Source organism: Nocardia mangyaensis, assembly GCF_001886715.1.
Taxonomy (GTDB): Bacteria; Actinomycetota; Actinomycetes; order Mycobacteriales; family Mycobacteriaceae; genus Nocardia; species Nocardia mangyaensis.
Map to the genome: position 1 here is coordinate 6,578,918 of NZ_CP018082.1, position 12,871 is coordinate 6,591,788.

Consider the following 12,871-nt stretch of genomic DNA (forward strand, 5'->3'; position numbering starts at 1 on the left):
GTGAGAGACGTGTTCGACCCGCTGGCCGATATCGACCGGGTCCTGGCCGAGCAGGCCGGGTGGACGTGGTTCGACGACTACCTGCTGTACACCTGCGCTGTCGCCGAACTGATCTCGACGGGGCGGCTCGCGCAGGTCCCGCCGAAGGCGACGCGGGTGCGGGTCGAGACCGGGGAGATCTGCCTGGCCGACGGGCCGGTCAACTGGTTCACCTGGCGCGCGGCCGGGAACGGACAGTACGTCCGAGGCCACGTGCGCGCCGACGGGCGGACCGCGATCGGCGCGGCCCACCATCTGGGGAACGCGGTCAGGAACGAGGCGCGCCGGTTGCGCGCCGAGGCCGCCGCGCAACCACGCTGGGTGGCCGAGCGCCCCGGCACAGCGATGATCTCGGATCGGCGAATGCACCTGATCGCGCCGGAGCGATCCTTCTCGCTGTACTGGTCGGCACTGGAGGGCATCGATCTCACCGCACCCGACCGGATCGGCTGCCGGTTCCCCGACAAACAGGGAGTCATGCAGCAACTGCTCATCCAGAGTCCCTGGGCGCCACTGCTGTTCGTCACCGCGGCGTTGCGGCACTTCCCCCATCATCCGCTGCTGCAGAACGGGACCTGGCTGCCCGCCGGGTTCGAGGACAAGTGTCATCTCGCCGGCAAGAAGTGCCCGAAGGTGCGCAAGCTCGGCTGAGGGGCACCGCCGACCGGTCTGAAACGCCACTGAGCCCGCTTCCCGCGAACATCGAGACTTCCCGGCGTCGACGCCCGCTCGACTTCCACGACAGCGATCTCGACGGACTTCGATCCCACCTAACGCTGCCGGGCGCGATAGGCCGCCACCGCGTTGCGATTGCCGCAAGCGGTACTGCAGTAGCGGCGGGATCGGTTGCGCGACAGGTCGAGTACCAGTCCATCGCAGTTGTCGTCGGCGCAGATCGAGAGCCTGCTCAGGTCGTCGGTGCGGATCAGGTCGATCATGGCCATGGCGGTTTCGACGGCGATGCGGACCGAGAGCGGAGCGTCCGCGGGCACGGCGTGCACGTGGTAGTCGACCTCGCCATGGCACACGAGCTGTGGGATCGCGCGGTGCTCGGCGAGGATGTCGTTGACCAGTGCGACCGCGGTGTCGCGGTCGCTGGTGAGCAGGCGGCGCAGCGGGGCGCGCAGGGCCCGCACAGCGGCGAGTTCGGCGGTGTCGCCGGTGTGCGCGCCGGTGTAGACGTGCCGGACGAAGAACTCGGCGAGCTGGGCGGTCTCGGTCAACGTGTCCGGATCTTCGGCGGAATTCACCAGTTCGACCGCGGACAGCAGCGACGCCTCGGTGTCATGAGCAAAAACCACATTGACATATTACCGCACCCCTCCTTACCGTCATTTGTCATGGCGACTTTGACTCATGACGGGGTGACGGGCAATCAGCTCCGCGCCGGACTGCTGTTCGCGGTGGTCTCGGCCTCGTCGTTCGGCCTGTCCGGTCCGCTGGCCCGCGGCCTGATGAACGCGGGCTGGAGCGCGGCGGCGGTCGTGGCGGCACGCGTCCTGCTCGCCGGAGTCGTGCTGCTCCCCCTCGCGCTGCCGCAACTGCGCGGCAGCTGGAACCTGGTGCGCGCCAACGCGACACTCATCATCGCCTATGGCTTGGTCGCCGTGGCCGGCACCCAGCTCGCCTACTTCAACGCCGTCGCGCACATGGAGGTCGGCACCGCACTGCTCATCGAATACACCGCGCCGATCGCCGTCGTCGGCTGGTTGTGGGTGCGCCACCGGCAACGTCCTGGCGCCGCGACCGTCGGAGGCGCGGCGCTCGGCATCGTCGGGTTGCTCCTGGTCCTCGACGTGGCCTCCGGCTTGTCGACCGACCCGATCGGCATCGCCTGGGCCTTGGGCGCGATGGTCGGCGCCGCCTCGTATTTCGTCCTCTCCGCCCACGGCGTCGACCTCCCCGGCACCGTGCTCGCCGCCGGCGGGCTCCTGATCGGCGGCGTGGCACTGGTACTCGCCGGCGTCGTCGGCATCGTCCCATTGCGCGCCACTACCGAAGCGGTCGTCTTCGACGACTTCACCACCCCGTGGTGGATCCCCATCCTCACCATCGGCATCGTCACCGCCGCCATCGCCTACGCCACCGGCATCGCCGCCACCCGCCGCCTCGGTGCCCGCCTCGCCTCTTTCGTCGCCCTCACCGAAGTCCTCGCCGCCCTCCTCTTCGCCTGGGCCCTCCTCGGCGAATCCCCCCGCCCGATCCAACTCGTCGGCGGCACCTTGATCCTCGTCGGCGTGATAGCCGTCCGCCTCGGCGAACCCACCCCGATCCCGATCGGCGATCCAGAGACCCCGGCCGCCACCGAGGAACCATCGGCGACCACACGACCGGAAGCCGACCACCAGCGGTAGCCGAGGATCCAGCCGTCACAAATAATCAGTTATCCAACATTTGATGATAATCTGGGAAGATGTCATCAGATGCCGCGTGGCCTCCGGCCACGTGGGAATCCCACGACTGGATCCCGACCATTCCGGCGGAGCTGCTCTCGCGCCGGGTACGTGAGCGCCATCGAGGGGCCTACCTGTCGGCGATCGCACCGGCGATCGCCGATCAGGCCGTCCAGTTGCCCACCGACGTCCTGGCCGTCGCAGATGCGGCCACCTTCGAGATCGCTCGATTCGACACCATGGTCGGCGCCGACCTCACACCGTTCGGCGCGATCCTGCTGCGGACCGAATCCGCGTCCTCGTCCCAGATAGAACACCTGACCTCGGGGGCGAAGGCGATCGCGCTGGCGGAGATCGGCGGTAGTGACCAACGTAATGCGGTCGAGATCGTCGGCAATGTCCGAGCCATGCAGACGGCGATGAACCTGGACGGCGACATCGACGAGCGGTTGCTGCTCGACATGCACGCCGCCCTGATGGTCCACGATCCGGAGGCGGCAGGCCGGTGGCGCTCGGAGCAGGTGTGGATCGGCGGGGACACCGTAGGCCCACACGGGGCGGCTTTCGTCGCACCGCACCACACTCGTGTCCGCGGTTCGATCGACGACCTCCTCGGATTCATCCGGCGCGAGGACATTCCGGTGCTCGCCCACACCGCGATCGCACACGCGCAGTTCGAAACGATCCACCCTTTCGTCGACGGCAACGGCCGCACCGGCCGGGCGCTGATGCACGCGATGCTGCGAGCGAAGGGGGTCACCGAGCAGGCGACGGTCCCCATCGCCGCCGGCCTGCTGACCCGCGTCGACGACTACTTCTCCGCCCTCACCGCCTACCGCGCGGGCGACCCCGCTCCGATCGTGCACCAAGTCGCCGAAGCCACCTTCACGGCACTCAGCAACGCGAGAATGCTCGTCGAGGACATCCACACCATCCGCGATCGATGGGAATCGGTGATCCGCACCCGACGCGGTTCCACACCGTGGCGACTGATCGACATCGCCCTGCGCCAGCCGGTCTTCGACGCCTCGGCCGCGGCCGCGGCTGTGGGGATCACCGACTCCAACGCGGTACGCGCTATCGGCGCCCTGGTCGAGGTCGGCATCCTCACCGAATTCACCGGTCTGCGACGCAACCGCCTGTGGCAGGCCAGAGAGGTTCTCGACGCACTCGACGATTTCGCCCGCCGGGCGGGAAAGCGAACCCACCGACGCTGACGCCTCGAGGTGCCGGGCCGAATACCAGGCGCCGTCCGCCGCCGCGGTCCGCTCCGGGACCGCCCGCCCCCGGTCGCGCAGCCCAGTGAAGACCAAGGCACACAACAGAACAACCATCGTCGTACACCGGTCACAGTCGCCTGAGCCCTACGGCGTCACTCGAAGGCAGTGACATTCTCCGCTGCCCATTGCCGGAAGGTTCTTCCCGGTTCGCCGGTGAGCCGAGGGACCGTGGCGCGGACCCGTTGGATCTCGGGGTTGAGGTCGCCGCCGGTGATGTCGAGGACGGCGTCGGCGGCTTCTTCGCCGAAAAGGGCGGCGGTGGTGGGGCGAGCTCGCTCTCGAGTGATTTCGGTGATGGGGATGTCGCGGCCGAGCAGGGTGGCGATGGTGGCGAGTTGGTCTCGGGCACTGAGGGGTTCGGGTCCCGTCAGGGCGTAGTGAGTGCCGGTGTGGCCGGGTTCGGCGAGGGCGACGCGGGCCACGGATGCGATGTCGGCGGGGTGGATGGTGGGCAGGGACGCGTCGGGGTAGGGCAGTTCGATCGGGTGGTGGGCTTGGATCGTCGGAGCCCACAGGAGGGCATTCGAGGCGAATTGCGTGGGGCGCAGGATGGTCCAGGCCATGCCGCTGGCTTCGAGCAGTTTCTCGGTCGCGGCATTGTCGGCGGCGGGGCCGAGGTGGGGATGGGTGTGGACGGTGATCGAGGAGACCAGCACGACGTGCTCGACCCCGGCCCGACGGGCGGCGTCGAGGATCTCGGCATCGGGGCCCAGGCGCGGCACGAGGAACAGCGAATGCACACCAGCCAGCGCGGATTTCAGCGACGAGACATCAGCCAGGTCACCCTCGACCGCCTCGACCCCGGCCGGGAACCGCGCTGTGGCGACGTCGCGCGTGAGCGCCCTGACCGATCCGGCATCGTGTGCGCGCAGTTCTCGCAACAACGAACTACCGATATTGCCTGTAGCTCCGGTCACCAGAATCATGACCAACCTCCCATGCGTAGTGATCAACTGATCCACACGCTAAAACCTCAACTCGAGTCAAGGTCAAGTCCGGGAAGGCGCTGAACGACAACGGCCCCCGCTCCGAAGAGCGGGGGCCGAAGTGTCGAACTACCTACCGACTAGCGGTAGTCGCTGAAACCGTAGTCGTCCAGCGGGACCGCGGCACCGGTCGAGGAGCCGAAGCTGTCCGGGGAGTAGTAGGTGTCGTCGTAAGACGGCACCGCGTACGCCGCGGCACGGGCTTCCTCGGTGGGCTGAACCTGGATGTTGCGGTAACGGTTGATACCGGTACCGGCCGGGATCAGCTTGCCGATGATCACGTTCTCCTTCAGGCCGATCAGCTTGTCGGAGCGGCAGTTGATCGCCGCGTCCGTCAGCACTCGGGTGGTCTCCTGGAAGGAGGCCGCCGACAGCCACGAATCGGTGGCCAGCGACGCCTTGGTGATACCCATCAGCACCGGGCGACCCGACGCGGGCTCGTTGCCTTCGGCGACGACGCGACGGTTGGAGGCCTCGAACTCGGAACGCTCGGTGAGCGAGCCGGGCAGGAACTCCGTGGCACCGGAATCGATGATCGTCACGCGACGCAGCATCTGGCGCACAATGACCTCGATGTGCTTGTCGTGGATCGACACACCCTGCGAGCGATAGACCTCCTGGACCTCGTGGACCAGGTGGACCTGCACCTGACGGGGACCCATCACGCGCAGCACCTCGTGCGGATCGGCAGCGCCCTCGAGCAGCTGCTGACCCACCTCCACGTGGTCACCGTCGGCCAGCAGACGCTCGGAGCCGTCGTCGTGCTTGAACACACGCAGACGCTGACGCTTCGAGAGCTTGTCGTAGACGACTTCCTCGGACCCGTCATCAGGGATGATCGTGATCTTGTAGAAGCGGTCGTCGTCCTCGAGGCGCACCCGGCCCGAGACCTCCGCGATCGGCGCCTTGCCCTTGGGGACACGAGCCTCGAAGAGCTCCTGGACACGCGGCAGACCACCGGTGATGTCGTCGCCGGCGACGCCACCCTGGTGGAAGGTACGCATGGTCAGCTGGGTACCGGGCTCACCGATGGACTGGGCGGCGACGATGCCGACGGCCTCGCCGATGTCGACCAGCTTGCCGGTGGCCATCGAGCGGCCGTAGCAGGTGGCGCAGACGCCGGTACCGGTGGTGCAGGTCAGCACGGAGCGGACCTTCACCTCGGTGATCCCGGCGTCGAGCAGCGCCTCCAGGGCCGGGTCGCCGAGATCGGCGCCCTTGGCCACCACGACGTTGCCCTTGGCGTCGACCGCGTCGGTCGCCAGGGTGCGCGCGTAGGTCGAGGTCTCGACGTGCGCGTCCCGGATGAGCGAGCCGTCGGCCTGCTTCTCCGCGATCGGCACGACGATGCCGCGCTCGGTGCCACAGTCGTGCTCACGCACGATGACGTCCTGCGAGACGTCCACCAGACGACGGGTCAGGTAACCCGAGTCGGCGGTACGCAGCGCGGTGTCGGCCAGACCCTTACGAGCACCGTGGGTGTTGATGAAGTACTCGAGCACGGTCAGGCCCTCACGGAACGAGGACTTGATCGGGCGCGGGATGAACTCACCCTTCGGGTTCGTCACCAGGCCCTTCATGCCGGCCAGCGTACGGGTCTGGGTGAAGTTACCCGTCGCGCCGGAGTCGACGATCGTGATGATCGGGTTGTCCGGCGGGTAGTGGGTCCGCAGCGCGGCGCCCACCTCTTCGGTCGCTTCCTGCCAGATCTTGACCAGGGCGTTGTTGCGCTCCTGGTGATCGAGCGCACCACGCTGGTACTTCTTCTCGATCTGATCGGCCATGGACTCGTAGCGCTCCATGATGTCGGCCTTCTCCGGCGGAACGAGCACGTCCGACATGGAGACGGTGACACCCGAACGCGTGGCCCAGTAGAAGCCGGCGTCCTTGAGCTTGTCGACGGTCTGCGCGACAACGATCATCGGGTAACGCTCAGCGAGGTCGTTGATGATCGTGGCCTGACGCTTCTTCGGCATCGGCTCGTTGATGAACGCGTAGTCCGCCGGGAGCAGATCGTTGAAGATCACCCGGCCCAGGGTGGTCTCGGCCAGCCACGCCTCACCGCGGTTCCAGCCGTCCGGGAACAGTTCCGCCTCGATCTCACGCGGCGGACGCTGCTCGGTGAGCCGCACCTTGATCATCGAGCGCACGGTGAGCTCACCGCGGTCGACGGCCATCTGCGCCTCGGCCGGCGAGGAGTAGACGCCGAACTCGGCCTCGTCCTTGCGCGCGGCCTTGTAGGTGCCGACACCGTTCTCGTCGAGACGAGTCAGGTAGAACAGGCCGGTCACCATGTCCAGTCGCGGCATCGCCAGCGGGCGACCCGAGGCCGGGGACAGGATGTTGTTCGACGACAGCATCAGGATGCGCGCCTCGGCCTGCGCCTCCGCCGACAGCGGCAGGTGCACAGCCATCTGGTCACCGTCGAAGTCGGCGTTGAACGCCTCACACACCAGCGGGTGCAGCTGGATGGCCTTGCCTTCGACCAGCTGCGGCTCGAAGGCCTGGATACCGAGGCGGTGCAGGGTGGGCGCGCGGTTGAGCAGCACCGGGTGCTCGGCGATGACCTCTTCGAGGACATCCCACACCTGGGGACGCTGACGCTCCACCATCCGCTTGGCGGACTTGATGTTCTGCGCGTGGTTGAGATCCACCAGACGCTTCATGACGAACGGCTTGAACAGCTCGAGCGCCATCAGCTTCGGCAGACCGCACTGGTGCAGCTTGAGCTGCGGACCGACCACGATGACCGAACGGCCCGAGTAGTCCACGCGCTTGCCGAGCAGGTTCTGACGGAACCGGCCCTGCTTGCCCTTGAGCAGATCGCTCAGCGACTTCAGCGGGCGGTTGCCCGGTCCGGTCACCGGACGGCCACGACGACCGTTGTCGAACAGCGCGTCCACGGACTCCTGCAGCATCCGCTTCTCGTTGTTGACGATGATCTCGGGCGCACCCAGATCGATCAGTCGCTTGAGGCGGTTGTTGCGGTTGATCACGCGGCGGTACAGGTCGTTCAGGTCGGAGGTGGCGAAACGGCCACCGTCGAGCTGGACCATCGGGCGCAGCTCCGGCGGGATCACCGGAACGGCGTCGAGCACCATGCCCATGGGCGAGTTGCCGTTGGCCTGGAAGGCCGCGACGACCTTGAGCCGCTTGAGCGCGCGCAGCTTCTTCTGGCCCTTGCCCGAGCGAATGGTCTCGCGCAGGTTCTCGGCCTCGGCGTCGATGTCGAAGTTCTCCATCAGCTTCTGGATGGACTCCGCACCCATGGCGCCGGTGAAGTACTCGCCATAGCGGTCGACGAGCTCGCGGTAGAGCACCTCGTCGACGATGAGCTGCTTGACCGCCAGCTTGGTGAAGGTGGACCAGATCTCGTCGAGGCGGTCCAGCTCACGCTGGGCGCGGTCGCGCAGCTGACGCATCTCGCGCTCGCCGCCGTCCTTGACCTTGCGACGGACATCGGACTTGGCGCCCTCGGCCTCCAGCTCCGCCAGATCGGCCTCGAGCTTCTGCGCGCGGGCCTCGAGATCGGCGTCGCGCTGATCGGCGACGGCCTTCTTCTCGACCTCCATCTCGGCCTCGAGGGTGCTGAGCTCGTTGTGGCGCAGCTCCTCGTCGACACCGACGATGACGTAGGCGGCGAAGTAGATGATCTTCTCGAGATCCTTCGGCGCCAGATCCAGCAGGTAGCCCAAGCGCGAGGGAACGCCCTTGAAGTACCAGATGTGGGTGACCGGGGCGGCCAGCTCGATGTGGCCCATCCGCTCACGACGCACCTTGGCGCGAGTCACCTCGACGCCGCAGCGCTCACAGATGATGCCCTTGAACCGGACACGCTTGTACTTGCCGCAGTAGCACTCCCAGTCCCGGGTGGGGCCGAAGATCTTCTCGCAGAAGAGCCCGTCCTTCTCCGGCTTGAGCGTGCGGTAGTTGATGGTCTCCGGCTTCTTGACCTCGCCGAAGGACCACTGCCGAATGTCTTCGGCGGTGGCCAGGCCGATCCGGAGTTCATCGAAGAAGTTGACGTCTAGCACGTAACTTCCTTTCCCCTGTTCGGGTCGAATTCGAGCAAAAGTTCACTAGTTGTCGATCGCGGAGCGCGGGAGGCCGTTCGTTCCAGGGAACGGCCACCCGCGCTTACCACCTAGTTCGCCAAATCGTCGACGGTGGCCGCTTCGTTCCTGGACAGGTTGATGCCCAGGTTCGCCGCGGCGCGCTCCAGATCCTCGTCGTCACCGTCACGCATCTCGATCGCGGCGCCGTCCGAGGACAGGACCTCCACGTTGAGGCACAGCGACTGGAGTTCCTTGAGGAGCACCTTGAACGACTCCGGAATGCCCGGCTCCGGAATGTTCTCGCCCTTGACGATCGCCTCGTAGACCTTCACGCGGCCCACCACGTCGTCGGACTTGATGGTCAGGAGTTCCTGCAGCGTGTACGCCGCGCCGTAGGCCTGCATGGCCCAGCACTCCATCTCACCGAAACGCTGACCACCGAACTGCGCCTTACCACCCAGCGGCTGCTGGGTGATCATCGAGTACGGGCCGGTCGAACGGGCGTGGATCTTGTCGTCGACCAGGTGGTGCAGCTTCAGGATGTACATGTAACCGACCGCGACCGGGTACGGGAACGGCTCGCCGGAACGACCGTCGAACAGCGTCGACTTGCCGTCGGAGTTGACCATGCGCTCACCATCGCGGTTGGGCAGGGTCGAACCGAGCAGACCGGTCAGCTCGTCGTCCTTGGCACCGTCGAACACCGGGGTCGCGATGTTGGAGTCGGCCGGAGCACCGAGCATCTGCTCGGGCAGCGAGGCCGCCCAGTCGGGACGGCTGCCGTCGGCGGCCACCTCGATGTTCCACCCGGCCTTGCCGATCCACCCGAGATGGGTTTCCAGGATCTGGCCGATGTTCATACGACGAGGCACACCGTGGGTGTTCAGGATGATGTCGACCGGGGTGCCGTCGGGCATGAACGGCATGTCCTCGATGGGGAGGATCTTGCCGATGACGCCCTTGTTGCCGTGACGACCGGCGAGCTTGTCGCCGTCCTGGATCTTGCGCTTCTGGGCCACGTAGACGCGGACCAGTTCGTTGACACCGGGAGGCAGATCGTCGTCGTCCTCGCGCGAGAACACGCGGATGCCGATGACCTTGCCGGACTCACCGTGGGGCACCTTCAGCGAGGTGTCGCGCACTTCGCGCGCCTTCTCACCGAAGATGGCACGCAGCAGGCGCTCTTCCGGGGTCAGCTCGGTCTCGCCCTTCGGGGTGACCTTGCCGACCAGGATGTCGCCGTCGCGGACCTCGGCACCGATGCGGATGATGCCGCGCTCGTCCAGGTCGGCCAGCACCTCGTCGGAGACGTTCGGGATGTCCCGGGTGATCTCCTCGGCGCCCAGCTTGGTGTCGCGGGCGTCGATCTCGTGCTCTTCGATGTGGATCGAGGTGAGCACGTCCTCTTCCACGAGGCGCTGCGACAGGATGATCGCGTCCTCGTAGTTGTGACCTTCCCACGGCATGATCGCGACGAGCAGGTTCTTGCCCAGCGCCATCTCACCGTTCTCGGTGCAGGGGCCGTCGGCCAGGACCTGGCCCGACTCCACCCGCTGACCCTCGTCCACGATCGGACGCTGGTTGGAGCAGGTGCCCTGGTTGGAGCGGTTGAACTTGCGCATCCGGTAGGACTTGCGGCTGCCGTCGTCGGCCATCACGGTGACGTAGTCGGCCGAGACCTCCTCGACCACACCCGGCTTCTCGTTCACCACGACATCGCCTGCGTCGACCGCGGCGCGCAGCTCCATGCCGGTGCCCACGATGGGGGCCTCGGAACGGATCAGCGGCACGGCCTGGCGCTGCATGTTCGCGCCCATCAGGGCACGGTTGGCGTCGTCGTGCTCGAGGAACGGGATCATGGCCGTCGCGACCGACACCATCTGGCGCGGCGAGATGTCCATGAAGTCGACCTGAGCCGGCGTCACGAACTCGACCTCTTCGCCCGCACGGCGGACGAGGACCTTCTCCTCGAGGAAGCGCCCCTCGGCGTCGACCGGGGAGTTGGCCTGCGCGCGAACGTAGCGGTCTTCCTCGTCGGCGGTCAGGTACTTGACCTCGTCGGTCACCTTGCCGTCGATGACCCGGCGGTACGGGGTCTCGATGAAGCCGAACGGGTTGACCCGCGCGTACACCGACAGCGAACCGATCAGGCCGATGTTCGGGCCTTCCGGGGTCTCGATCGGGCACATGCGGCCGTAGTGCGACGGGTGGACGTCACGAACTTCCAGACCGGCACGCTCACGGGACAGACCACCCGGGCCCAGCGCCGACAAGCGGCGCTTGTGGGTCAGACCCGAGAGCGGGTTGTTCTGGTCCATGAACTGCGACAGCTGCGAGGTTCCGAAGAACTCCTTGATCGCGGCCACGACGGGACGGATGTTGATCAGGGTCTGCGGCGTGATCGCCTCGACGTCCTGAGTCGTCATCCGCTCGCGCACCACACGCTCCATGCGGGACAGGCCGACCCGGATCTGATTCTGGATCAGCTCGCCGACGGTGCGCAGCCGACGGTTGCCGAAGTGGTCGATGTCGTCGATCTCGACGGGGACCTCTTCGCCACCGGGGGCGGTCATCGAGCGGTCACCGGCGTGCAGACGCACCAGGTACTCGATGGTGGTGACGATGTCTTCCTTGGTGAGCACCGAGGAGGTCACCGGCTCGTGCACGTGGATGCCGAGCTTCTTGTTGATCTTGTAACGACCGACGCGCGCCAGGTCGTAGCGCTTCTCCTTGAAGAACAGGTTCTCCAGCAGGGTCTGCGCGGACTCCTTGGTCGGCGGCTCGCCCGGGCGCAGCTTGCGGTAGATGTCGAGCAGCGCCTCGTCCTGGCCGGGCGTGCTGTCCTTCTCCAGGGTGGACATCATGATCTCGGAGAAGCCGAAACGCTCGACGATCTCCTCGGTCGACCAGCCCAGCGCCTTGAGCAGCACGGTGACCGGCTGACGCCGCTTGCGGTCGATCCGGACACCCACGGTGTCGCGCTTGTCGACGTCGAACTCCAGCCACGCGCCGCGCGAGGGAATCACGCGCACGCTGTGCAGGTCCTTCTCGGTGCCCTTGTCGATGCTGTGATCGAAGTAGACACCGGGGGAACGCACCAGCTGCGAGACGACGACACGCTCGGTGCCGTTGATGATGAAGGTGCCCTTGTCGGTCATCATCGGGAAATCACCCATGAAGACCGTCTGGCTCTTGATCTCGCCGGTGTTGTTGTTGATGAACTCCGCGGTGACGAACAGGGGCGCCGCGTAGGTCATGTCCTTCTCTTTGCACTCATCGATGGAGGCCTTGACCTCTTCGAAGCGTGGATCGGAGAACGACAGGGACATCGACCCGGAGAAGTCCTCGATGGGCGAGAGCTCCTCGAGCACCTCCTCGAGGCCGCCTGCGAGACCGACGTCGCCGCGTGCGGCCGCCTTCTCACGCCAGTCGGGAGTACCGACCAACCAGGCGAACGAGTCCGTTTGTAGGTCGAGAAGTCCGGGCACCTCCAAGGGCTCTCGGATCTTCGCGAACGAAACCCTCAACGGGGCTCCGGGGATTCCAGCCTTGGTCTGGGTGGAGACTGCCAAGATGCGTCCTTCCAGCACCTCACGCGCGTCGCGTGGTGGTCCGCGACCGTCGCTTGTCTGCTACGAATTCCGCTGGTTACAACCCGAACGAAACCCGAACAGGCAGCAACGGAAGTAACACCGGAAGGTGGAACTCACGAGTGCGAATCAAGGTGTGGACAGGAGGCAGCCAGCGCAACGTCCAAACTTACACCCCAAGACAAGGGAGTGTCAACATACCATCCGTGCGACTGCTCGCACGGCAACTCGCCGAAGACCCGTGACGCTGGCTGCGTCGGGTGTTTCTCGGGCGCTGGAGCCCCTGTGACAGCTGACTGCTGTGAATAGGGTGACGGTTCGCGCGCGCCTCGTCAAGTGGCGCGGCGTCGACTGCCCGCCAAGTGAGATCGCCTGGCGCGCTGGGCATCCCCGGCCAGGACGGCGGTCATTTTACCCGCGACACGCCGTGCGCGCCAACCCACGGAACAGCCGGTCAGAGCCTGTTTTCGCCGCGGCCAGGACGCAACAGAGCCCCGACCGGAGGCCGGGGCTCTGCGGAGCGGGAAG

General features: G+C 66.5%; 7 protein-coding genes. 3 read left to right on the top strand and 4 right to left on the bottom strand.

Features of this window, described 5'->3' with window-relative positions; genetic code table 11:
• Positions 1 to 690: a hypothetical protein gene (locus BOX37_RS29740; RefSeq protein WP_156910622.1), complete on the top strand. Its 690-nt coding sequence runs from the start codon at positions 1 to 3 to the stop codon at positions 688 to 690.
• A gap of 119 nt (positions 691 to 809) precedes the next feature.
• On the opposite strand, the gene BOX37_RS29745 is transcribed toward BOX37_RS29740, so the two are convergent.
• Positions 810 to 1,340: a CGNR zinc finger domain-containing protein gene (locus BOX37_RS29745; protein WP_071930511.1), complete on the bottom strand. Its 531-nt coding sequence runs from the start codon at positions 1,338 to 1,340 to the stop codon at positions 810 to 812.
• A 39-nt stretch (positions 1,341 to 1,379) separates the two neighbouring features.
• Between BOX37_RS29745 and BOX37_RS29750 the strand changes: the two genes are divergently transcribed.
• Together BOX37_RS29750 and BOX37_RS29755 are read left to right on the top strand one after the other, a co-directional pair.
• Positions 1,380 to 2,393 carry an EamA family transporter gene (locus BOX37_RS29750; protein WP_071930512.1) on the top strand — a complete coding sequence of 338 codons (1,014 nt, stop codon included), beginning with the start codon at positions 1,380 to 1,382 and terminating at the stop codon, positions 2,391 to 2,393.
• 59 nt (positions 2,394 to 2,452) lie between these two features.
• Positions 2,453 to 3,649: a Fic family protein gene (locus tag BOX37_RS29755; protein WP_071930513.1), complete on the top strand. Its 1,197-nt coding sequence runs from the start codon at positions 2,453 to 2,455 to the stop codon at positions 3,647 to 3,649.
• 155 nt (positions 3,650 to 3,804) lie between these two features.
• On the opposite strand, the gene BOX37_RS29760 is transcribed toward BOX37_RS29755, so the two are convergent.
• From BOX37_RS29760 to rpoB, 3 genes are all read right to left on the bottom strand, one after another.
• Complete coding sequence (locus BOX37_RS29760) at positions 3,805 to 4,638, bottom strand: SDR family oxidoreductase (RefSeq protein WP_071930514.1); 834 nt, start codon at positions 4,636 to 4,638, stop codon at positions 3,805 to 3,807.
• Between the two features lie 140 nt (positions 4,639 to 4,778).
• Positions 4,779 to 8,732 carry a DNA-directed RNA polymerase subunit beta' gene (locus BOX37_RS29765; RefSeq protein ID WP_071930515.1) on the bottom strand — a complete coding sequence of 1,318 codons (3,954 nt, stop codon included), beginning with the start codon at positions 8,730 to 8,732 and terminating at the stop codon, positions 4,779 to 4,781.
• A 110-nt stretch (positions 8,733 to 8,842) separates the two neighbouring features.
• Complete coding sequence (rpoB, locus tag BOX37_RS29770) at positions 8,843 to 12,343, bottom strand: DNA-directed RNA polymerase subunit beta (RefSeq protein WP_071930516.1); 3,501 nt, start codon at positions 12,341 to 12,343, stop codon at positions 8,843 to 8,845.
• Positions 12,344 to 12,871: the final 528 nt, after the last annotated feature.

Excerpts from the sequence above, each read along its gene's own strand:
- BOX37_RS29750 (WP_071930512.1), top strand. The coding sequence starts at position 1,380 with ATGGCGACTTTGACTCATGACGGGGTGACGGGCAATCAGCTCCGCGCC.
- BOX37_RS29760 (WP_071930514.1), bottom strand. The coding sequence starts at position 4,638 with ATGATTCTGGTGACCGGAGCTACAGGCAATATCGGTAGTTCGTTGTTG.
- BOX37_RS29755 (WP_071930513.1), top strand. The coding sequence starts at position 2,453 with ATGTCATCAGATGCCGCGTGGCCTCCGGCCACGTGGGAATCCCACGAC.